At 42.1% G+C, this 23,463-nt stretch carries 21 protein-coding genes; 12 read left to right on the top strand and 9 right to left on the bottom strand.

Going from position 1 to position 23,463, the window contains the following annotated elements; translation table 11 throughout:
• Position 1: 1 nt before the first annotated feature.
• The 8 genes from narH (at position 2) to moaC (ending at position 6,831) form a co-directional block, all read left to right on the top strand.
• Positions 2-1,570, top strand: coding sequence for a nitrate reductase subunit beta (narH, locus tag D6V41_RS03275; RefSeq protein WP_136250011.1), 1,569 nt, complete (start codon positions 2-4; stop codon positions 1,568-1,570).
• Positions 1,570-2,319 carry a nitrate reductase molybdenum cofactor assembly chaperone gene (gene narJ / locus D6V41_RS03270; protein WP_136250010.1) on the top strand — a complete coding sequence of 250 codons (750 nt, stop codon included), beginning with the start codon at positions 1,570-1,572 and terminating at the stop codon, positions 2,317-2,319. Before narH ends, narJ begins: the two co-directional genes overlap by 1 nt.
• A gap of 2 nt (positions 2,320-2,321) precedes the next feature.
• Complete coding sequence (gene narI / locus D6V41_RS03265) at positions 2,322-3,002, top strand: respiratory nitrate reductase subunit gamma (protein WP_136250009.1); 681 nt, start codon at positions 2,322-2,324, stop codon at positions 3,000-3,002.
• Positions 3,003-3,022: 20 nt separating this feature from the next.
• Positions 3,023-3,832, top strand: coding sequence for a peptidylprolyl isomerase (locus D6V41_RS03260; RefSeq protein WP_136250008.1), 810 nt, complete (start codon positions 3,023-3,025; stop codon positions 3,830-3,832).
• 88 nt (positions 3,833-3,920) lie between these two features.
• Positions 3,921-4,265 carry a hypothetical protein gene (locus tag D6V41_RS03255; protein ID WP_136250007.1) on the top strand — a complete coding sequence of 115 codons (345 nt, stop codon included), beginning with the start codon at positions 3,921-3,923 and terminating at the stop codon, positions 4,263-4,265.
• Positions 4,266-4,340: 75 nt separating this feature from the next.
• Positions 4,341-5,129 carry a ferredoxin--NADP reductase gene (locus D6V41_RS03250; protein ID WP_136250006.1) on the top strand — a complete coding sequence of 263 codons (789 nt, stop codon included), beginning with the start codon at positions 4,341-4,343 and terminating at the stop codon, positions 5,127-5,129.
• 114 nt (positions 5,130-5,243) lie between these two features.
• Positions 5,244-6,266, top strand: a complete 1,023-nt coding sequence (locus tag D6V41_RS03245; protein ID WP_136250005.1) for a sulfite exporter TauE/SafE family protein — start codon at positions 5,244-5,246, stop codon at positions 6,264-6,266.
• A 67-nt stretch (positions 6,267-6,333) separates the two neighbouring features.
• Positions 6,334-6,831 carry a cyclic pyranopterin monophosphate synthase MoaC gene (gene moaC / locus D6V41_RS03240; RefSeq protein ID WP_136250004.1) on the top strand — a complete coding sequence of 166 codons (498 nt, stop codon included), beginning with the start codon at positions 6,334-6,336 and terminating at the stop codon, positions 6,829-6,831.
• A 362-nt stretch (positions 6,832-7,193) separates the two neighbouring features.
• On the opposite strand, the gene modA is transcribed toward moaC, so the two are convergent.
• On the bottom strand, positions 7,194-8,015 hold the full coding sequence (modA, locus tag D6V41_RS03235; protein ID WP_168710947.1) for a molybdate ABC transporter substrate-binding protein: 822 nt from the start codon (positions 8,013-8,015) through the stop codon (positions 7,194-7,196).
• 207 nt (positions 8,016-8,222) lie between these two features.
• Here modA and modB point away from each other — a divergent pair, with 207 nt between their 5' ends.
• From modB to D6V41_RS03220, 3 genes are all read left to right on the top strand, one after another.
• Positions 8,223-8,903, top strand: a complete 681-nt coding sequence (gene modB, locus D6V41_RS03230) for a molybdate ABC transporter permease subunit (RefSeq protein ID WP_136250092.1) — start codon at positions 8,223-8,225, stop codon at positions 8,901-8,903.
• A 1-nt stretch (position 8,904) separates the two neighbouring features.
• Complete coding sequence (locus D6V41_RS03225) at positions 8,905-10,083, top strand: ATP-binding cassette domain-containing protein (protein WP_206663231.1); 1,179 nt, start codon at positions 8,905-8,907, stop codon at positions 10,081-10,083.
• A gap of 182 nt (positions 10,084-10,265) precedes the next feature.
• The gene (locus D6V41_RS03220) at positions 10,266-10,565 is read left to right on the top strand and encodes a DUF1244 domain-containing protein (protein ID WP_136250091.1); all 300 of its coding nucleotides are present in this window, start codon (positions 10,266-10,268) and stop codon (positions 10,563-10,565) included.
• On the opposite strand, the gene D6V41_RS03215 is transcribed toward D6V41_RS03220, so the two are convergent.
• The 5 genes from D6V41_RS03215 to D6V41_RS03195 all read right to left on the bottom strand — a co-directional run bounded on the left by D6V41_RS03215 (position 10,562) and on the right by D6V41_RS03195 (position 20,747).
• Positions 10,562-12,094 (bottom strand): tryptophan halogenase family protein, encoded by a 1,533-nt coding sequence (locus tag D6V41_RS03215; RefSeq protein ID WP_136250001.1) that lies wholly within the window; start codon positions 12,092-12,094, stop codon positions 10,562-10,564. The genes D6V41_RS03220 and D6V41_RS03215 overlap by 4 nt on opposite strands.
• 180 nt (positions 12,095-12,274) lie before the next feature.
• Positions 12,275-15,541 (bottom strand): TonB-dependent receptor, encoded by a 3,267-nt coding sequence (locus D6V41_RS03210; protein ID WP_136250000.1) that lies wholly within the window; start codon positions 15,539-15,541, stop codon positions 12,275-12,277.
• Positions 15,542-16,212: 671 nt separating this feature from the next.
• Positions 16,213-17,715: a tryptophan 7-halogenase gene (locus D6V41_RS03205; protein ID WP_136249999.1), complete on the bottom strand. Its 1,503-nt coding sequence runs from the start codon at positions 17,713-17,715 to the stop codon at positions 16,213-16,215.
• A complete protein-coding gene (locus tag D6V41_RS03200) occupies positions 17,712-19,298 on the bottom strand; it encodes a tryptophan halogenase family protein (protein WP_136249998.1) in 1,587 nt (528 codons plus the stop codon). The genes D6V41_RS03205 and D6V41_RS03200 overlap by 4 nt, the downstream gene beginning before the upstream one ends.
• Positions 19,299-19,565: 267 nt before the next feature.
• Complete coding sequence (locus D6V41_RS03195; RefSeq protein WP_136249997.1) at positions 19,566-20,747, bottom strand: flagella assembly protein FlgT; 1,182 nt, start codon at positions 20,745-20,747, stop codon at positions 19,566-19,568.
• Positions 20,748-21,003: 256 nt separating this feature from the next.
• Between D6V41_RS03195 and D6V41_RS03190 the strand changes: the two genes are divergently transcribed.
• Entirely contained in the window at positions 21,004-21,528 is a 525-nt protein-coding gene (locus D6V41_RS03190; RefSeq protein ID WP_168710946.1) for an LPP20 family lipoprotein, read from the top strand.
• A 248-nt stretch (positions 21,529-21,776) separates the two neighbouring features.
• Here the strand turns inward: D6V41_RS03190 and flgN are convergent, their stop codons facing one another.
• From flgN to flgA, 3 genes are all read right to left on the bottom strand, one after another.
• A complete protein-coding gene (gene flgN, locus D6V41_RS03185) occupies positions 21,777-22,208 on the bottom strand; it encodes a flagellar export chaperone FlgN (protein WP_136249996.1) in 432 nt (143 codons plus the stop codon).
• 8 nt (positions 22,209-22,216) lie between these two features.
• A complete protein-coding gene (flgM, locus tag D6V41_RS03180; RefSeq protein ID WP_136249995.1) occupies positions 22,217-22,549 on the bottom strand; it encodes a flagellar biosynthesis anti-sigma factor FlgM in 333 nt (110 codons plus the stop codon).
• A 172-nt stretch (positions 22,550-22,721) separates the two neighbouring features.
• A complete protein-coding gene (gene flgA / locus D6V41_RS03175; RefSeq protein ID WP_136249994.1) occupies positions 22,722-23,429 on the bottom strand; it encodes a flagellar basal body P-ring formation chaperone FlgA in 708 nt (235 codons plus the stop codon).
• Positions 23,430-23,463: the final 34 nt, after the last annotated feature.

The raw sequence follows: 23,463 nt of genomic DNA, 5'->3' as shown, positions 1-23,463 counted from the left end.
CATGAAAGTTAGAGCTCAAATAGGCATGGTGTTGAACCTGGATAAATGTATCGGTTGCCACACCTGTTCAGTAACCTGTAAAAATGTATGGACCTCACGCGAAGGCGTTGAATACGCCTGGTTTAATAACGTAGAAACCAAGCCAGGTATTGGTTATCCCAAAGAATGGGAAAATCAGGAAAAGTGGAATGGTGGTTGGAAGCGTCATAGCAATGGCAAACTGACCCCTAAGCAAGGTGGTAAGCTTCGCATTTTGGCCAATATCTTTGCCAATCCAGACTTGCCGACCATTGATGAATACTACGAACCCTTTGATTTTGATTATCAGCACTTACATAAAGCGGGTGAAAGTAAACACCAACCTGTTGCCAGACCGCGTTCTTTAATAACCGGTAAGCGCATGGAAAAAATTGAGTGGGGACCAAACTGGGAAGAAATTCTCGGTACGGAGTTCTCCAAGCGTAAAAAAGATAGCAACTTCAATCAGATGCAGGCAGATATTTACGGAGAGTTTGAAAAGACTTTCATGATGTATTTACCGCGTTTATGCGAGCATTGTATTAACCCTGCCTGCGTTGCATCGTGTCCTTCTGGTGCCATTTATAAGCGTGAAGAAGATGGCATTGTGTTGATTGACCAAGACAAATGTCGTGGCTGGAGAATGTGCGTCAGTGGTTGCCCATACAAGAAAATTTATTACAACTGGAAAACCGGGAAATCAGAGAAATGTATTTTCTGTTACCCCAGAATTGAAGCCGGTCAGCCTACCATATGTTCTGAGACCTGTGTTGGCCGTATCCGCTATCTTGGCGTAATGCTTTACGATGCCGACCGTATTCAGGAAGCGGCTTCTGTGCCTAACGACAAAGACTTGTATCAGGCTCAGTGCGACATTTTCTTAGACCCGTTTGATGAAGCCGTTCAAGAGGCTGCACGCAAAGAAGGGATCCCTGACGCATGGCTAAAATCAGCGCAAGAATCGCCGGTTTACAAAATGGCGATGGATTGGAAAGTAGCCTTACCGCTTCACCCTGAGTATCGCACCTTACCCATGGTTTGGTATGTACCGCCTTTAAGCCCCATTCAAAAGGCAGTAGAGGCGAAACAGGTACCTACGGTAGATGGCATTTTCCCTGATTTGCAGCAACTTCGCATTCCAATGAAGTATTTGGCGAACATGTTGACTGCCGGTGATGAAGCGCCTGTTGAACACGCGCTCCAACGCATGATGGCGATGCGCATTTTTAAGCGCTCACAACAGGTAGACGGAGAGGAAAATCTTGAAGCTTTAGAGCGAGTTGGTCTATCAGTAGAGCAGGTGGAAGAAATGTACCGCTATATGGCGCTTGCGAACTACGAAGACAGATTCGTCATTCCAACTAGTCATAAAGCCTATGCAGAAGACGCTTATGACATGAAGTCTGGCTGTGGCTTTACTTTTGGCAACGGCTGTTCCGGTGGCGATAGCGATCTGGACTTATTTGGCGGCAAAAAACAAACGGTTCGTCAGGTCATTCCGATTGAAGTGCAGGATGTATCTGACGTGCTGCCGGTGGAGGTAAAAAGCTAATGAAAATATTAAGTCTATTAGCAAAACTCATCGATTATCCCAATGAGCAACTTTATGCCCATAAGGACGATGTTATTAAGATGATCGAGGCAGACGCTGATTTAGCGTCTGCCGACAAAGCAAACATGCTTGAATTTGTAAAACCTCGTTTTAGCGATAGTTTGCTCGATTGGCAGGCAGATTACGACGGACTGTTTGAACGAGGTCGCTCATTGTCACTTCTGATTTATGAGCATATTCATGGTGAATCACGTGATCGTGGTCAAGCGATGGTGAACTTACTTAAGCAATATCGAGCCGCTGGCCTGGACATTGGCGTGAGAGAATTGCCTGACTATATTCCGCTCTTTTTAGAGTTTGTTAGCACGCAAGGCAGTGAGAATGCGGTGGGTTGGCTACAGGATATCTCACACGTTCTGTCACTGTTATATGTACGCCTTGAAAAACGTGAGAGCAATTATCAGCATTTGTTTAAGGTACTTTTATCGTTATCAAAAGCAGATATAGACCTAGACGCCTTGCGCGAGCAGGTTAAAGACGAAAAACGCGACGATACCAAAAAAGCATTGGATAAAGTCTGGGAAGAAGAAGCTGTGACCTTTGGTGGAGATGCCATCAACGGCGGGTGTCCTACTTCTCAGTCCAAGCCAAGTGAAACACAGCGCCGCGACCAAGATGTTCCCATTTCATTTGTAAACGCAGCTGACGCCACACCTAAAAGCGAACCTGCGCAAAGCTTAAGGAGCTAGTCATGCAATTTTTAGACATGTTATTTTTTGGCATATATCCTTACATTGCCACGGGTATATTCTTTTTAGGTAGCTTAATTCGCTATGACAGAGAGCAGTACACTTGGAAGACTAAGTCGAGTCAAATATTGAGCAACAAGCGTTTCCGTATTGCCAGCATCTTATTTCATGTGGGAATCATTATGATTTTGCTTGGGCATTTTGCCGGCTTGGTATTGCCATGGGAAATCTGGCATGCCTTAGGTATTTCTTTAGCTGTAAAACAGGTGATTGCGATGGGAATAGGCGGCTTTTTTGGTGCAGTGTGTGCTATCGGACTCACTATGCTTGTCTATCGTCGCTTATTTGACCCTCGAATTCGAGCCAACAGCAGTGCCATGGATACTGGCATATTATTACTAATATATCTCCAGTTAATTGTAGGCATGTTTACAATTGTGATTTCAACAGGGCATATGGATGGTGCGGTCATGTATAACCTTATGAGCTGGTCACGCCATATTCTTACTTTCCGACCTACAGAAGCCGTTGAGTTTATTTCTACCGTGCATCCTGTATATAAGTTCCATGTGACGTTGGGTATTACACTGTTTGTGCTTTTCCCATTCAGTCGTCTGGTTCATATTTGGAGCGTTCCAGTGCAATACGTACGTCGTAACTATCAAGTTGTGCGTCAACGCTAGCGAATAAGTAGGAGAAAAAGATGGCATTAACTAATACTCCCGAAATTATTGTAAATGGCGCAGCGATCCCCGCTGCCGCCATTGATGCTGAAGTTCAGTATCATCCGGCACCTACGCGACGACAGGCGATGGTTAAAGCGGCAGAAGCCGTTATTATCGCGGAAGTTTTGGCGCAAAAGGCGCAAGAAATAGGTATTGCATCTAATGCTCTGGCGCAAAAAATTGACCGAGAGCTCTTAAGCACAAAGCCTGAATTAATTGATGCTGTGCTCGATCAGGAAGTGGCTAAACCCAATGCTAGCGAAGAAGAATGCAGACGTTACTTTGAGCAAAATACAGAGCGTTTTACAACCTCACCCTTAGTTGAAGCCAATCATATTCTTTTAGCTGCTGATCCCGATGATTTGGAGCAGCGTGCTGAAATGAAACGATTAGCAGAAACGCTGCTGAATCAAATAAAATCAAAAGACATCGATTTTACCAGCGCCGCCAGACAGCACTCGATGTGTCCATCTAAAGAAGCAGGTGGAAATCTGGGACAGTTGTCAAAAGGCCAGACAGTCTCTGAGTTTGAGCGTCAAGTATTTGCTGCAAAAGAGGGTTTGATGCAAACCCCCGTAGAAACGCGCTATGGTTATCATATCGTTGAAGTTATTCGTAAAATTGACGGTGATGCGCTGCCCTATGAGTTAGTAAAAGAAAAAATTCAGATCTATCTAAACGACAAAGTACATCGTAAAGCTGTGTCGCAGTATTTGCATCGACTGATCAGCGAGTCGGATATTCAGGGATTTAACTTTGATTTTGACGATTCAATGCTAATGCAGTGAATTAGATAAAGTAATGAGGCACCTTAATTTAGGTGCCTATCATTTCTGCGTTTTTACGCTTTTTATTTCGTAGCTTTTTATTTCTAAAATGAGCACAGACAACAATCCTTTTCAGGCAAAATGGACGGCACAGGGACACACTCTTTGCCTGGGTCATTGGGAAATTCAATATCAGGGCAAAGCGATTGAATTACCGCAGCAAATAAAAGAAAACCACATGGATACTTTTGGTATATTTTCATGGTTATATCCTGACGATGAAGATTTTGCTGAAGGTCTCGAGTTAGCGGATTGGATAGCTGAAAAAGCCGATTGGCTTATTGAGTTGTTCGATGCACATGACATTCCATTTGAAGAGCAAACCATTGCGCAATTCTATGAAGCGGTCAATAAAAGCGATTGGCGCTGTGGCAGTTGTGGTGGATGTATGTAAATTTGTTTGTTCAATATGCACTATTTAGACATTGTTAAATGGTCTTTCGTCCTCAAATTATAGCGAGGAGGGCTTATGTCTCAACTTCATACTGAAACGGTTACATTCGTAAAACACTGGAACGAAACCTTGTTTAGTTTTCGCACCACGCGTGCTTCGCATATAACCTTTGAAAATGGGCAGTACGTCACCATTGGTTTAGAGATAGATGGTCGAGTGATAATGCGTGCTTATAGCATCGTTAGTCCTAATTACGACGACGAATTAGAGTTTTTTAGTATTAAGGTGCAAAACGGCGCACTGACTTCACACCTTCAAAACATAAAAGAAGGCGACAAAATACTGGTTAATTCAAGGCCCACAGGAACACTTGTAGACGGCCATCTGCTACCTGGGAAACACCTTTACTTACTTAGTACCGGCACTGGACTCGCGCCGTTTTTAAGTATTATTCAAGATCCCGATATTTATGAGACATATGAAAAAGTCATTCTGGTGCACGGAGTGCGCTTTCGTTCTGAGTTGGCGTATCAAGACTTTATTTGTAAGCAATTACCTAAAAACGAATATTTCGGAAATGAGCTTGCCAAAAAACTTATTTATTATCCTAGCGTCACGCGTGAAGTCTATCATTTTAATGACGAAAAACGAGTAGGTCGTATTACAACCCTACTCACGTCTGGTAAGTTATTTCTTGATATAAATATGCCGCATGCAAGGCCGCAAAGCGACCGCTTTATGATTTGTGGAAACGACGCAATGCTTAATGACGTAATGCAGATACTTAACCAACGAGGATTCAAAAAAGCAGATGAAAGTCAGCAAGGTCATTATGTGATTGAGCAGGCATTTATTGAACAGTGAAATTCTGCGTTCAATTGTGAATGTAGTTGTCAATAAAAACTTAATCACAATGCTGAGTTAATCATCTCACTGTGTTAACTTACGCCAAAATCATAACGAGAATCGATTTATCTAATGACATTACTAAAACCCCAAAAAACGCATCTTTGGGTTTGGTTGCTATGCTTAATGGGGTTTTACGCGGTATGGCTGTACTTAGTTGTGGGTAATGCCTTGTGGGATACGGCACTCGCTCATTGGCCCATGGCGCTGGCTATGGCTATTGGCTCCTATGCAGCAGGCTCTACGCCTATGGGAGGAGGCACAGTCGGGTTTCCCGTATTGGTACTATTGTTTGAACTTCCAGCCAGTTTAGGGCGAGACTTTAGTTTTGCCATTCAGGCAATTGGCATGACGAGCGCCAGTATTTTCATTCTTGCCAGACGCCAACCGCTGGCTGTTTCCATTTTAAGTGGTGCGATGCTCGGTTCGTTAGTGGGCTTACCTTTGGGCATTTTCTTTATTGCGCCGCAATTTCCTGAACTGTGGATCAAACTGATTTTTGGGGTGGTTTGGGCCAGCTTTGGTTTATTGCACCTGTACCGAATTAATGAGATCGCCGGACACACTGGCATGACTGAAATGGACGAACGCTGGGATTTTCGCTTTGGTATTTACCTTGGCTTAATCGCAAGCGCGACCGTTACATCCGTTACTGGCGTTGGAATAGATATGGTCATTTATACTGCGCTGATTCTAGTGTGCCGAGCAGATTTGAAAATCGCGATCCCAACCTCCGTATGTATTATGGCTTTTAATTCTATTTTGGGCGTATCGGTTAAAGTATTTAGTGGCCAAGGCTTACAGCCCGGCGTATTTGAAAATTGGTTGGCCGCAGCCCCCGTGGTTGCATTGGGCGCGCCACTTGGTGTTTATATTGTTGCTAAAATTGGCCGAAAACCAACGCTCTTGGTAGTGGCAGCCTTGTGTGTAGGGCAATTTATTTGGACACTGCATTCGGAGCAAGAGGTGCTTGGATTTTCGGGTATGGCAATTGCACTTTGTTCTGTAGCAGTATGCCTGATAGGCTTTGAGATATTGCGCCGTTGGGGCGCATCTCGACTCGAAGGACTGCGAACGCAAAGACCACTTAATTAAAGACGACGGTTCAATGCAAGGACATTTCAGGCACAGCTTAACTTTAATATTTAGATGAGGGCTTATTTTGAGCAAACTTACCCACGTAGATGCGTCTGGCGCAGCAAACATGGTAGATGTGAATGACAAAAACGAAACGACTCGACAAGCGACAGCAATTGGTTTTGTGTATATGTCGGCAGATACTATCGAAGACGTGCTGGCGCATCAAAACAAAAAGGGCGATGTTCTTACCACTGCAAAAATTGCAGGGATCATGGCGGCAAAGCGATGCAGTGAGTTAATTCCTCTTTGCCATCCATTAATGCTCAGCAAAGTCGATGTGCAGATTGAAGTGGAGCAAAGCAAGGGCCGCTTAAAAGTAGAATCACTTTGCAAATTAAGCGGTAAAACTGGCGTTGAAATGGAGGCTTTAACAGCGGTAAGTGTTGCTTGTTTAACACTTTTTGATATGTGTAAAGCCTCAGATCCTGCCATGCGAATAGAGGGTGTTAAAGTGCTCACTAAAACCGGTGGAAAGTCAGGCGATTGGACACATCCTGATAAAACCGATTATTTGAGGTGAAAAAATAAGTAAATGGTCAGGCTTATTGCGATAAGTAGCAGCGAACTAGCTATCCCCGAGTTTCCGGTTTGAGTAAAGTGGTAGATAGATAATAACAAGACCGTGATCACGCACAATGCAATCAGCGTTAAAAAGCAAATTTTTGCGAGCTTCGTGAGACTTTTAATATTCATAGGTTAATAAAACTTTGGCTATATGTTATTTGTCGTTTGGATAAGATAGCTCTTTCGAGCTATCTTATTTTTCGTGGACTAAGTTAGATTTCTTACTCCAATATATATTCCCCATGCGCCAGCTGCAGTGGCGCCACCTGCTGCTGCTCCTTTACCAAATGCAATTAATATGTCGGCACGCGTCACTGTTCAATCGCTAGGCCTACTATAGCCCAAACTGACGATATGATTTTGCACCTCATCAGACATCAAAAATGTTAGAAAATCCCGCGCAGTTACTTGGTTCTTTGCACCTTTAACAATAACAGCTTGTTGCTCTATGGGAGCGTAAAGTGAGGCGTCGATCAGCGTGTAGTTTAAGTATTTCTCATCGTTAAAGCTGGCATGGGCTTGCAACAACTGTGAAACAGACAGCAATCCAATGTTAGCGTTCCCACTGTCGACAAATTGAAATGCTTGCGCAACGCTATTACCCATCACCAAGTTTGGGCTTTGTTCAAGCGACATGCTTTGCAGAACTTGCATGGCGGCAAGTCCAAAGGGTGCAAGCTTGGGGTTAGCAATGCTTATTTTATTGGCGCTTTTGAGCTGCTGTTTTAGCGGTAACTTATCGTTATAAGGATACAAAGCAAGTTGACCCACCGCATAGCTAACTGGTTCACTACTCATACCTGCTGCAAACAAAAGCTGAGGGCGTTCGGCGTCTGCTGATAAGTATAAATCGAAGGGCGCGCCGTTTTTAAGCTGAGAATACAGCATACCGCTTGAGCCTGAAATCACCGTTACGTCGAAGTTGTGAGCGTGGGAGCTCAATATTTGCTGTAAAGGAAGATAAAAATTGCTCGCCACTGCCACAACCACGGCTTGCTTTTTTGTTTCATTTGAATCATGCGCTGAAGCATTCGTTGCATTCAGAATTAAGCATAAAAGAGCCAGGAGAAAGGTTCCCAGTGCTTTTTCTCTTGCAGTTTCTCTTACAGTTTCGCTTACTGTTTTGCGTAACTTAAGCAACGATGTATGATTCCATAGAAGCATTGAATTATGTCTGTTTAAACGTTTTACGCTATTGTAAGGCTTTACATCACAATCACTATACCTAAAAATGATTACTCCCTTCGCTTACTTGCTAACTGTGTAAATATAACGAAGACTAATACAAAATATTCCAAAGTGCAGGAGTTCACTGGCGACTTGACAGATTTAAGCCTTTTTACAGCATTGAGCCTACAAGATTGGCAAGCCATAAGACTTACGCTCAGTCTGGCGTTTTACACAGTGATCATATTGCTTGTGATTGGCTTGCCCTTAGCCTGGATAATTGCAAACTATCAAGGGGCCTTACGTCCGGTGATTGAAACGATTATCGCGCTGCCGCTGGTGCTGCCACCAACTGTGTTGGGATTTTATCTTATAACGGCTTTCTCGCCAGATACTTGGTTGGGGCAATTATGGATAGAAATAGTGGGTGGGCAGTTTGTGTTTTCTTTCACAGGCATTCTGGTCGGTTCTATCATTTATTCACTGCCATTTGTGATGCAACCGCTTATAGCAGCATTCTCAAGTATATCGAAAGGACCGCAGTTAAGTGCAATCACGCTTGGCATGCCATTTTACTACCGGTTTTGGTATGTTGTTCTCCCTATGGCAAAACCCAGTATCATCACCGCAAGTACCTTAGGCTTTGCTCATACCTTGGGAGAGTTTGGTTTGCTGCTGATGATTGGCGGCAATATTCCGGGATCTACGCAAGTGGTGTCAATTGCCTTGTTTAACTATGTAGAAACGCTTGAGTATGATGCTGCACACCGGCTTGCACTGCTTTTAATGATGTTCAGTTTTATTAGCCTTTTCTTGCTTTATAAATTTAATCGTCCTAAGTATTTATTAACGGATGAATAGCGTGCAAACCAATGTAGCAATTCACAAACTTGCGTTTTCAGCGAACTTTTCCTTACGCAAAAGCGGGCGGAACGTGATGCATGCGCAGTGTGAGTTCAAGAGTGCATCACCTTGCTTTAAAATTGGTATATTTGGCGCATCCGGAAGCGGAAAAACAACGTTGATGCAAAGCGTTGCTGGTTTGAAAAAAGCGGCAGACTATCATCTGTATTTTGAAAACCAGCATTACAACAGTTTTGCTGATATAAAACATCCCGGCGTATATGTGGGTGCTGATGCGCCGCTTTTTGAGCACTTAAGTGTTTTGCAAAATCTCGAATTAGCTCAGGGTAAAACCTATAGCGGTTCCAGGTTCAAAAGGTCAAACAAAAGTAGCGGTTTGGACCGAGAAAGCATGCTCAGACAGATTATCGAACGTTTTGAGATTGCTCAGTTACTGGAACAATATCCCAAAAGCCTCTCTGGTGGCGAAAAACAGCGCGTGGCTTTGGCTCGAGCCCTGGTGTGCGGTAAAAAATTACTCCTGCTAGATGAGGCGCTGTCTGCTTTGGATTGGCCGCGAAGAATGCATATGCTTAATCAGTTAGCGCACTTGTGCGCACAGCACAGTATTAGCGTTATAATGATAAGTCACTCTCTGCAGGAGCTGGCAATTTTTTGCTCGCATCTCATGCACATCGACAAAGCTAAGTTAATTGATGCTGGCGAGACAGAGCATATGCTTCCCAAGCTCTTGGCCGGCCAGACCGATTCGAGCCATTTTGATGAGCCCTCCATTGCACATCAACACTGGTGGACAGCATTAGATGTGCATTCACCCATACCGCAAACTAAAGAAGCATTAATTCAGTGGGAAATTACCGGGACTATTAATGAGGGTGAGCGTCGCCTCATTTATGAAAAAGCGAGTCTGAGCAACACGGAACAAGCATCGAATCGCAAGAAATTCGTGATTGAGGCATCGGATGTCAGCATTGCCAAATCACCCTTGTCAGATACCAGTTTTATAAACCAGATACCGGCTGAAGTGCTTGTTATCAATCAACTCTCCGATGCAGTTATAATTGAAGCCGGCTTGAGTGGGCAACGTGTATTTTCAAGAATATCTAACGCTTCTATGCAGCGATTGAATTTGCGTGTAAAAGACAAAATATGGCTAATATTTAAAGCGCTTGGCTAACTAACCTCAATTCGCGTTTTTATCGCCACATGGTGATAATTTAATAAGTACACTGTTTAAAACAAAGATCTGCGCTATCGCCTATCCCGAGTTGAACTTAAGTAAAAATTTGATAGGTTTGTTTTGAAGTTCAAAAAGCACTGATAACGGTAACGATCATTAAGGAGACAAATATGGATGCATTGACACAACAAGAGCGAAACGAAATTGAAGCAAAAGTATTGAGACGATTAATTGATCATCTCGATAGTCGAAAAGACGTGCAAAACATTGACCTGATGAATTTAGCGGGCTTTTGCCGAAATTGTTTGTCTAAATGGTATGTTGCCGCTGCAGATGAAAAGGGCATTGATGTAAATTTAGACGAGGCCAGGGAGTTCGTTTACGGCATGCCCTACGATGAATATAAAGCCAAGTTTCAAAAAGAGGCCACAGCGGAGCAAAAGGCCGAGTTTGAAAGCAATTTTCCTAAGAAAACTTAGTTATTTAGACAATACTTCTCTAAATACTCAAAATGGTTAGGTATCTTTGGTAAAGCGTTCTCAAGCACCTTTTCGATGTGCCTAATCTCATCAATCCGTTTTTCTTCCGGCATAATATCGGCCAAGGGATGAGGGGCATCCGGATAAATATTTTGACCTAAAAATACCGATATCCAGCTCGTTTCCCCAAACAACTCGCTATCTTGCCGCCAAAACCTGCCGTTATTCTGAAATAGATCAAATTTCTCTTGCAAGGTATCGGGAATAGTCATGTTTTTGCAATATTGCCAAAATTCTGAGTCTTCCCTTTGCGTTGCCTTATAGTGGAGAATGATAAAGTCTCTTAGACGTGCAAATTCGGCATAGGACACCTTATTGTATGCATCTATATCTGATTGTTTAAATTGCTTCGTCGGAAACATCACCAGTAATTTTGAGATAGCATTTTGTATCGTATGTAAACCTGTAGACTCGAGCGGTTCAACAAACCCTGCGGACAAACCTATTGCTACCACATTTTTAACCCACGGTGTTTTACGGCAACCTGTCACCCATTTTAAATCCCTAGGCTCAGCAAGAGGTTCACTTTCCATTGTCGAAACCAAATTATGAACTGCTTCATCCCGTGTCATGAATTTGCTTGAATAAACGCAACCATTTCCGACCCTGTGCTGTAAGGGAATTCGCCACTGCCAACCAGCAGAATGCGCGGTAGATGTAGTATGTGCGTTTACGTCGCTCTTGATATGACAGGGAGCTACCACTGCGCTATCGCAAGGCAGCCAATGACGCCAATCCTCGTAATGAGCGTCCATGGTTTTATCGATAAGCAAGCCATTAAAGCCTGAACAGTCTATGAATAAATCTCCGTTAACTTGTTGTCCGTTTTCTAAAATAAGGCTTTCAACAAATCCGGTTTGCTTATTTTTTTTAACCTGCTTCACTTTACCTTCAATTCGTCTTGCGCCAAGACTTAAAGAAAACTTCCTTAAGTATTTAGCGTAAAGCGTGGCATCGAAATGGTAGGCATATGCAATACTTCCAAGAGGAGAGTTGGGTAAGTTAGCGGGGCGCATAAATTTGCCCTCTCGGGCTGCTCTTGCCTCTATCGAATAATATTCTAAAGGTTTTAATTTGGAGACTTCTCTATTTTTGAGCCAATACTGGTAAAAAGATAGAGGACCAATTGTTGTGCCTGGATTGCCGAATGGATGAATGTAATCGTCACCAATCTGTCCCCAGTTTTTAAAGCGTATTCCTAACTTAAACGTAGCCTTTGTTTCGCGAAGAAACTCGTTTTCATCAATGCCAAGGACACGATTAAACTGCAAAATTTGCGGAATAGTGGCTTCTCCAACGGAAACAGTGCCAATATCCTCAGATTCAATTAGGATAATATTGCAATACTGTGTCGAAATTTGACGTGCGAGCGTAGCGGCGCTCATCCAGCCAGCACTTCCTCCACCTAAAATAACGATGCGTTTAATTTGTTGTTCTTGCGTATGATTTGATGAAATATGATGTTCCATGATTTTTCTTTAGATAGGAAACTACTAAATTTAGCACCACAATGAGTAAAACCCAATGACAACTTTTTAAGACAATTTTTTGCACTTGGTATTCAAAAATGGTTCAGCTAAATATAAAAATGCAATATACCTTCTCAGTATATTGCATTTTACCTTTACAATAAGCAACTCATAGTTCGACTAGAAGTTACCTCTCACAATAAGCGAGAATCTGCGGTCATTATTAAACCATGATCGGTTTAATCGTTTCCCGTCTTGTAACATAGTCAAATGAATGGTTTCGTCGAGCAGGTTTACTGCCTGAATACCTATATCGATGTTTTCTGAAACACTATAAAATATAGAACCATCCAGTTGCCCAGTTGCTTCATTAAATACAGGTTTTCTTGTAATTACATCCCGACTGGTCAGCAAGAACTCAGAACGCCAGTTATAAGCAAGGCGTGCACTCACACCAAATTTTTCATACATCAGTACAAAGTTAGCTGTATGGTCGGATAATTGCTCCAAAGGAAGCGTTTCATCGATATTTTCATCTAATGCGACACCATTTTCCAAATTGGCATTAGGAACACCTTTAGAACTAAGTCGCGTATAGTTTGCTTGAACGCCTATGCCATCAAATGGTTCAGGTAACATATTAAAGAACTGCTGATAGGCTATCTCGAAACCACGCATACTTCCATCATCACCATTTGTTGCACCATTGATGATTACATCTCGGGTTACGCCGGTTTCTGGATTCGTAATCGTTTCACTACGCTGTCCATTCACAAAGAAGTTTTTGAGATCTTTGTAAAACAACGATACTGTCAAGCTGTTTGCATCATCAAAGTACCACTCGTAAGATGCATCCAAATTGATAGACTCCATTGGTTTTAAGCCTGGATTACCGCCGCTTGCCCGATAAAAACTGACTTCGGCGTTTTCGATAACCTGAATCGGATCGCCGTCCTCATCAAGTAATATGTCTCCGTTTTCGTCAAAAAGAGGAACACGTTCTACATCAATCGTTTCAGCACCCACTGTCAAGAATGCACGTCTATTTCCTAATGATGGATACGCTACGGCTTTAGACGCTGCAAAACGAAGGTACATTCCTTCATCTATTTCTGCACGTATGTTAAAGCTTGGCAATGCTTTAGTGAATGTGCTTTCAAAGGTCGTAGGCGCTGAGATACCAGAACCAAAGGATCGGTCATCTGCGGGTAAGTTTAACTCCGGAATCCTTCTCGGATCCAAAACTTCGCCTGGGGGAGTTTCATTTTCAAATCTTTCTAGCGTGTAATCGGGGAATAAAACGAAACCGTTGGTTATAAAATCCGTTTCAACATACCGAACACCAAAGTTACCGTCTATATATGTATCTCCAAGTTCAAAATTATAATTTGCTTGTAAATAAATACCGGTATTGGTTTCTTCGATATCGTTAATTTCATCGCGCAAGAAATCGCCTCCATCGACTGTTCCCTCTCGCTCGTTGAGTAAGCGATAAGAATCACCCGGTAAGGAAATTTCTGACAGATTTTTTAGTAAATTAGAATATTCGGGTACACCGTAATTTTTCACAAGTTCCATAGTCGGTGCAATAAACCGTCCGCCCGCTACTATGGCACCATCGTTCATATCAGATAAATCAACGACTTCGTAGTATCTTGCTAAGGCCTGAATTTCCGGTGTATTTAAATTTACCCAGCCTGGACCATCGTTCTGAGACCAGTGTGGTTTGAGTCCTCGCCACGCATCGCTATAATCGGTCGCTCGGTTAGTTTGTTCACGCTCTGCACGTCTAGCACCGAACTTGATGGATTCGATAAACCCTGAATCAAATACTTTTTTTGCATCAAATTGGAAAGCCGTCGACTCACCTTCATTATCAGTAATGTGAGGCATACTTGCACGCCAATGTGCATTATTGGGGCTATCCAATCCTAATTGACCTTCAAAGTCTGCATCAGGCACCCAATAAGGGTCATAAAAACCAATATCAGCAATATCGTCACCGTTATCTTTATAATAAACAACAGCGCCTTGGCCAATAAAAACGGAATTATCTAACGTTGATTGGCTTGCTTCAACACGTTGCACGTCAAATTCTAAAAACCAAGAGTCGTCATAGACATGTTGAATATTCAACGATATGTCTTCAACAAGGTTCTCATCGTGCCTGAAGCGAGTGCTAGTTTCAATAAGTCCACCGTAAGGTGTCATACCTTCTACTGAACCATCCCAAGTTGTTGTGTTTGGCATGCGGCCGAATTCATCACCATTGAAATCACTGGAGCGATACTCAGCAACGGCTGTCTGAAAGCCCTCTACCATATATCCATGCGCATCAAAAATAAGAGGTGAGCCTTCTACTGGAATTAGCACTGCATCGTCGTTACGCTGATACTCAATGACTCGTTCTTGCCATTCTAGGGATGAATCAGAACGAATATATTCCGCGGTTACTAGTGTATTTTCATCAGGTGAACGCCATTGTAATGAAAGTGAACCGCCATCGCGTTCACGATCATCTATTTTTTGTCTTGCGCCTGCACCACGAACCGTTCGCTGAGGTATCGGATTACCAGAGGCGTCAATCACCTCATTACCATTAGAATCAGTTACATTTCCCAAAATCCATGCCGCATTTCCGGTTCGTGCATCATTTACAAGAGGATCAAGAATTGCGCGGTTATCCCATTGTACGGCGCTCTGAATGCCGTCTGACTGGAATTTGTTTTCAGCATGAGTATAGTTAATCAAAAACCCAAATTCACCAATGTCGGTGTTCCATCGATCGCTAAACAGTAGCGAAAACTGACCAGCGCCTTCTTCACGTAAATCGCCGTAAGAATATTCCGTATTAAAGGCGAATAAGCGGTCTGGATTGTCGAAAGCTTTTCGAGTTGTTAAGTTAATCGTACCTGATAAACCTCCCTCAACCATTTCAGCGGTTTGGTTCTTAAATACTTGTACTGAGCCAACTAATTCGGGAGGCACGTCTTGAAAGCTCAGACCACGGCCACTGTTGGCGCTAAAGGTATCACGTCCGTTAAATTCACTGCGAGTTTGCGTTAAACCGCGTATGACGACTCCGGTACCCTCTACACTAAAGTGGTCGGGGTCATTTCTTGCTGCAAAACGTTCAATCGCAACGCCAGGCACACGTTGCAAGGCCTCTGTAATACTTGTATCGGGTAAAGAAGAGATATCTGTGGCATCAATGGCGTCCAAGAATGTGTCAGCATTTCGTTTTAAATCGGCTGCTCTCATTAAGTTACCGCGCTGACCTTTGACTTCAATAGTCTCTGTCATGCTTTCTTCGTCGGACGGGTTTTGTTCCTCTTGTTCTTGTGCCATTACCGCGCCTGATGTCAGACCGGCTATAGCTAAAGCCAAAAGACTCTTTCTAAAACGGTTTTTTTGCGAATGTGTGTTTGGTTTTATGTGCCTAGCCATAAATACTCCGATTATTGATTATCAAACATCAATGAAGAGTGAGCCCATCGCCTTTAAGAAAATGTTGCTTCGAAGAGCAAAAAACTCACTCGATGTTATTTATTCCTTTCGAGTAACTGATGAATCGAGTGTGTGTACAATTTATCAATTACGTCCGTTGAACGCTTCAACGTACTAGCAAACTAAACGATAGCATTGAAAATGTAAACAATATGTAATAGAGGTAAAAATTCATAAACGAGAAAGGTGATACAAATTCAGCAAGCTATGCAACTTTTTAAGCTTTTTTGTCGAAAAATTCGTGAAATTGCCGTCTTTTCTTAAAATGCTAAGTAAAAATCATAAAATTTAAGTGAAAAAAAGCAACGTTAGAAAAGAACGATCTTTAAGGTTTAATCGTTTCAGAACATACATGGATACCAGCCTGTCAGTCCTATTTGTAAAACCTCTACAATGTCCATCGCAATCATTAGTTTTGACTTGTCTTGAGTTAAATAAATGAGAATTGTTAAATATCGTAACGATTCGTTCGTGTTTCTATTTGAGAAGAATGCAAGAAAGTCTGCATTTGGCGCAGCATCTATAAAAACCAGAAATTACTCTTGTAATACCTCTTTCATGTTGAAAAAATTACAAACTATTAACAACATGATTAATTCACTAAGTAGCGTCTATTGATTTAATAAATGCTTCATATAGACATTTGTTTCGGGTAATTGCTCACACGTAACTGAAATAATGTTTTTAATTCTCTCTAATATATCTCTCGTTTCAGAAGGTATAGCGAGCATTTTATTGTAATTATTTGGTGAGCCTGCTAAAACAAGAAGTATATTTAACCAATATGTATTATCGACTACTTGATTAGCTTCACTCATATATCGTCCGGTATTTTGATAAAGCTTTAGTACACGGCTCGCTTTCTCGCTCTTTAATTTAGCGGCTTGTTTTTTGCTCATCAGATGAATAACTAACTCTGCAAAGCTATTGTATTCATTGTGTCGTACAACAAATTGTCGATTGTATTCATTTCGAAGACTGCTGTGTGCTGATGTGTTTGGCGCAAGGTCTATAAAGCTCATCACGTTTTCCAAATGTAAGGCAATACTCCCTTGTAAAACTGGACAAAGCTCATATAAATTGCTTGCCTTGATAACATTGGCTTGCCAAGGCAATGACTTTAAAGGTTGCTTTGACGAAATAACTGTATTGACTTTACCTTTCGCAATCTCGTCATTGATTAAGGGTAGGTAAGGATAAGAGCTTGCAAATTTCCTAAGAGCCGTCTCCCCGTCAATCAACGAAACACCGTCTTGCAGAAAAAGTTGAAGGCAGAGAGTCTTCGAACTCGCTCTTATGAACAACTGGCCAACCTCCAGACTGAGACACTGAGGACTGAACAATCGCGGGCTATTTACTTCTACTGACATCGAAACTTGCCGTTGAATTGAGGGGCTTATATCGTTTTCGAAGATGTTATCAAGCTGCGCATCAGCGCGTAACGTGTAAGAAGATTCGGCACTATCAATGAGGAAATCAATGTTGTGGACCTCTAAAACATCTTTGCTTGACGTATTACAGCGCAAGGTTTTCACTTGATTTTCACTGGCGTTTTCACAAAACGCCCAGTCAAAGCTTAGTGTATCAGCATGAATAATTTCTATGTTTAGATATTTAGCATATGCATTCAGGAAATGAGCGAATTTGATGTTATCGACATTTACACCGTAATCGAAGCTGCTTAAAACGGAGTTATCATCATTGACAGGATGAACAAACTTCCCTTTTCTTGACATCTGAGCACCCAATGAAAATGCTTCAAATTCTTTACCATTAATTTTATTTAGGGTATTAAATGCGACCGAGTGAAAATCAAGTCCGTTGATGTTTGTGCCAATTGGCGAGAATGGCAACATTACATTGTAGGCATCCGCTGTTGTGACTTCTATCGCCGTACAATAAACACCATCCACTTCAGGTAACCATTGCTGCTCCTTCAAGCCCAATTGATTTAATATACGCAGAGTATCCGGTAAAAGCGTTTCAATATAGCGATGTGGTTCAGGTTGATTTATATCTTTGATCAAAATCACTTCACACGATAAGCGGACCTTGATTGCAATTGCATATAAAACAGCCTCAGAAGATTGCCCTAAAATAACGACTTTTTTCATTTTTCAGTGGTTCCATACAGAGACTTGGATGCTCTCAAGCGACTGTAAAGTTCATATTCCTTGCTTGATTTGTTGGCTAAAAATGACATTAGACTATCCTCATGATTTTTCATGGCAGCCGCATTGATGTAAATGTCGTTTTCAATATTTTCCATCATGTTCGTCAATTCAGTTGTATCCAAAACATCTACCGAAGGATGATAATGTTTAATTTTGAGCTTTTGACCAATTAATACAGCAAGCCAACTTGGGGCCAGAAACTCTCCCTGACCATAATTGACAATATGGCCTTGTGTCTCAAACACAGAAAGTTTATGCGCCAACGTATCGGGAATTTGCATATTTCGAACATAGCGCCAAAAATCGCTGTCGTCGCGATTATTAACATGATAGTGAGCAATCAGAAAGTCTCTTATGTGGTAAAACTCTTCGTCCATCAGACGATTGAATTCATTTTGCAGCTCTGCGCTGAAATCTGCGTCAGGAAACAAGTCAATAAGATTGCCAATTGCCTCTTGAATCAAATAAATACTGGTTGATTCGAGTGGTTCCATAAAACCGCCTGACAAGCCAATTGAGACAACATTCTTGTCCCAGAATTTGTCGCGCTTTCCGGTGATAAACCTAAGTTGAATTGGCTCTCTAATTGGATTGCCATCTAAGTGCATCAAAAGCTCATCTTGCGCATGTTGGTCTTCACAAAATGAAGAGCAATAAACGTAGCCATTTCCTGTACGGTGTTGTAATGGAATTCTCCACTGCCAACCTGCGCTCCTTGCACTTGCCCTTGTGTAGGTAATTAATGTGTCAGGCCGCTCGGACGGCACCGCCTGTGCACTATCACATGGAAGATAGTGCGACCAATCATGATATTTGACCTTTAAACTTTCTGAAATCAAAAGCCCTTTAAACCCTGAGCAATCAATAAAGAGATCACCGTCAATGATTTGACCAGAATCAAGACAAAGCGATTGAATAAAACCAGAGTCACCAGCCTGTTTAACTTGTGAAATTTTACCTTCAATTCTGACAACACCTCTCTGGTGTGAGTAATCTCGCAAAAATTTCGCGTATAGCCCAGCATCTATGTGATATGCATAATTAAATCGAGAAAGCATTGAGTTTTGATCGGGCTTTGGATGCTGGAATTTGTTGTTTTTTGCCGCAATCGCAGCCATGGAGTACTGTGTTATGTCTTTAGCAAGCATCAAATCTTTTGCGCGCAGCCACCATTGATGAAATTCGATATTTTGGTGGCGTTTTCCATATTCACCGAAGGCATGCATGTAGCAATCACCTAATTGTGCCCAATGACAAAATTCGATGCCCAGCTTGTAGGTTGCTTTTGTGGCAGACATAAATTCACGCTCGTCGATGCCGAGCTTTTGATTGAAAAAGCGCAAGTGTGGCAGCGTAGCTTCACCTACGCCAACTGTTCCGATGTCGTCAGATTCAATCAAAGTAATGCTTATTGATTGCTTTTTAAGTAAGTGCTCAAATTGATTTGACAACGCGGCAGCGGTCATCCAACCGGAAGTTCCCCCACCGACAATGACGATTTCGTTTATTTGCATGTTTGACATGGTGATTCAGCATAACGTTTGCTAATTTTTAAAAAGAGTAAACGAAATAGAAGCGCAGACTCAAGCTGTTTCTAAAATCACTGTAGTGTTAATTATCAACACACAGTTATTTAAACGCTTGGTACTGACTTCGATGCAGAACCTGAAAACCCCCGAAACTTTATGTCAAAGCTTCTAGATGGAATCTTTTTACAAAGAGAGTTAATGAAGCTAAAAACAAAAGTAGCTCACTCTTCTCGAATACGTGTTTTTCCCATCGTAATGTCTTTATTGCCTCGCAACATAATCATTTGGCTGTGCATCGCCAATATAGCTATTATCTGCCGTTGTTAAAGTCGCCGTATTCGAAAATACCTGTTGAACAATAAGTGGGGTAGGGTGAAGCACAAACTGTCTGTATTCATGCCCAAAAGTGTCGCTTAGTTGTTTAACATTAAACAAGGTTAGCCTGTCTCCCGGCTGGACTTTATGGTTACGTCCCAAGTTGATTTGCACCTGATTATTTGCCACTGCCAATACCCGCCCCATAGTAGGTTCGCACTGCGCAAACTCGTTAATATCGCTTAAACCCTTGTTGAGTTGTTTGATAACATTTTCACCATAAAGACTTCGCCAAAATTCTTTAGAGCCAACATCGACGCTTGCACGACTGTCAAATTCCCAAGGGGTCTTAGAGCGGTATGTTTGAGTAAATACGGTTTCGCCGCTTGCACCGTCAACCAAAGTGAGTGTGTAATCAAAAGCACGAACCTGTTGATCACCTTTATAAAATTCAAAAGCTGAACGCTTGTGTTTATCCACAGAAATATCATCAATGCTGACAAACACGGCGTATTGAGAATTTGCTTTTTCGGCCAGGTAACGCGCTTGTTTGGCAATATCCGCTTTATGCCAATCAAATACATAAGGCTCTAAATGCGATAAGGCTAGATGAGCACTTGTACGGTTAATTAAACCTTGAAATTTTAGCGCGACTTCTTTTCCAAGTGCGTGCAGTTGTCCATTTGCCGCCTGAGCCTGATAGCGAATAGGAAAATAGGTTGAAGCCACTCGCTTGGTATAATCAGCAGCGCTGCATTTTGTTTTATTTGCAAAAATGTCAGCGCGAATGGAGACGGTGACAATCCCGTTTTCATAGACTTCGTCAATCAATTCTACGGCCGATACTTCACCTGAAGCGCGTATTTCTAACTGTTCATCCTGAAGTAAGCCATTGCTAATTTGCTGCACGCTGCTTACCGATGCGCCAGCAAATAGAAGTGCTTGTCGAATCGCTTCTTCGGTTGCCTCTTGTCTGGCGGCCTCTCTATCTCCATGAATAACAATCGCTTGCCCGCTAGCTGTAAACCAAGCGGCATGACTTTGCCGACTATGACCAAAAAGGCTTGCTCCAATGATAATAAAAAGCAAAGCGTGGCTCGTGATGGCTATTAATCTCTGTAAGGTCATTTTCGTGTCTCGTTTTCAAACTACATTTTCATGTTTTGTATTCCATTGAGCTTTTCAAGTTATGTGCCATATATGCATGGAATCAGACGCTTTGCATGAGTTTGTATGAAGTAACGTATAAATTTGTAAACCAGCTTACAATGGCACAGCCCTTGCTAAAACTTGCAGTAAAATAAGCTTATAATTTATTTGGCGAGTGCCTAACTGAACAGCAGACATTCTGTTTTCAGTTGTGCGCGCGAAGCAGAGACAGTCTATGAAATTAAATCAATCGATCAAACATTCGGGTAGTCGACGCCCATTTAAAAAGCTTAGGCTTTTTACTCAGCAGAGCATTTTGCTTATTGGCTTAAGTACTGGATTATCTGGCTGCGGCTCAATGATAGCCAAGCATGTGGAGTGGGAAACGATTCAGCCAGAGACATACCCGGTGTTAAGCGCAGTGGGCTACGCGCCAATCCAATCTCAATTGGGCAATACTGAATCAAGCAAGCGATTACAGGCAATTAAAGCATCTAAACTCGATGCCTATAGAGAGTTAGCTGAACAGGTCTACGGTCAAAAAATTGATGGTGAGCAGTCGCTTGCCAATATGATCTTAAGCGATAATCAATTAAAAGCCTCTGTGGAAGGAGTGATTCGCGGCGCAAGAGTCGTTAAAAGCTACCCGGTTGGTGATGATACTTATGCGACTGAATTAGAGCTTGATATGGCAGTTGTCCACGATCTATATCTAACTACCGCAAAACCCAAGCGCGTTAAAAACGTTACTTACTACTAAATACTGGCATTAGTAATAGCGAAATGTCAGCGCTTTAGGTAATCAGTTTTTGCGTAGGGAAGTGGGGAGGAAGGGGGCGGTATTGTAATGTGTCCAAAGGCATGGATGCCTTTGGTCAAGCGGCCATGGATGGCGCACAGCGACATTACAATACCGAACCCTTCCTCCCCGCTTTTATACTCACAAACACAAACAAAAAACGCACTATTAAAAGTGCGTTTTTTTAGAGGTGGTGTTACGGTGAAACCTTAAACGCTGATCCCTTTGCCAGCGTGGTCGCCTTGTCTGCGGCCAGCGCGGTCGTAGGTCATAGACTCTTTCGCGCGAAGTTCCATCATCATGTTTCTTAGATGAACCAAACGTAGTTGCCCGTGCTCAACCGATTTCGCATTGATTTCGGTTAAATATTTGCATTCAGACAACACTTTTTTGCAGTCTTCTAACAAAGAATGACATGACGCAGGAACCTCAGACTTTTGCGCAACGCGGTTATACATAATTTCAACCGCTTGGTCTTGAGATTCGATGTCAGCCAACAACGCTTCTTTGTCTTGCAGAAGTTGCATCAAGGTTTCGGGCTCACGAGAGCTTATCAAATGTAGCTCTTGTTCAAGCACCGCTTTCAATTCGCACAAAAGTGCGAGTTGTTTACCAATAGCATTCTCAAGACTTGTACTCATAATTTACTCTACGATTTTACGCCTAAAATTTGTGATTCAAGTACAGCAATTTTGTTTGCAAGTACTTCAGGATTCACGCGGTATTCACCAGAGTTGATTGCCTTTTTCAAGCGATCGACTTTTTCTTGATTAACCGGTGCTTCACTCCCTTTTTTCTGCACATTTGCCAATTGCTGAGCAGACTGGGTTAAAGACACAGAATCCTGTTTAGCCGGTGCAGCGGTTTGCCGAGCTGCTGAGGCTTTTTCATTAGCAGATGATTGCGTCTGGCTTTGCTGTTGAGCAAGCTTCGCAGCATCTAGCTGTGATTTGTTTGAGTTGTTTATATTGTTTATTGACATAATAGTTGCACCACCATTTATTACCTCTACGAAAACTGTATCGGCCGCACTTTTGAAATCTTTAGTGCTAACTGCGACATTTTTTTGTCGCTTTTAAATATCATAGCATTTAATTGACATTTCACTACTGTGTATCACGAACTTAGCAAATCCTATACCAGAATATGGCCTATCAGATTTTAATGGTCACTTCATCTGTGCCAGCTACCGTCGCGAGTACCATTTTGTCTGAGGATATATTACGCACCTGAATAGTTTCTCCTAATGTTCCATCTTCCTCAGCCACGCCATAAACCTGAATGCTTAAGCTTCCGGTAACTGCGCTTATCGTGACTCTGTCTCCTTTACAGACGAAACAAAGCATCGATTCAGTCAGTACCGTTCCAGGTCTTACTCTGCGTTTTACTCGCGCTCCCCTGATATCTTCAAGAGAATAGAAAGCAGACCCGCGCAATCGGCTTTGCTCTATATCGGCAAGTTGAATGTTTCCTGAATTAATCATTGCACCAGGGCTAAGTGTTTCGCTTGTTACAACAACTTGCTTCATGTTTTGAACCTGAACGTGCGTGAATAAAAACCACTGTTTGTCAGGACAGCTTATTTTTACAGAAACATTAGATAAACGTGGATCAAAATTTGGGCTTTCGAATTGGAATCCTTGCGGACAGACTGGAACTTGAATGCGAGGATCGATTGAACGCACTTCAATTTGGGTGTCCTCACCTGGTGAATTCAATAAACTATCACGCACAAAATCAGCTGCCTGTTTCTCAATTATTCTGTGGGTTTGCTGACTGGCAATTGCAGCCATACTCACAAAAAATAAAGTAAAGACAATGCTCAACTTGGTCGATAACGGAATATGTGTCATGTAATGCATATATAAACTGCCTTTAAATACGCACTTATTTTAA

Origin of the sequence: Ningiella ruwaisensis (genome assembly GCF_004798935.1) — a bacterium.
Classification (GTDB): domain Bacteria; phylum Pseudomonadota; class Gammaproteobacteria; order Enterobacterales; family Alteromonadaceae; genus Glaciecola; species Glaciecola ruwaisensis.
Note: the sequence above shows the minus strand (reverse complement) of the source record. Positions and strands in the feature narration are given on the sequence as shown.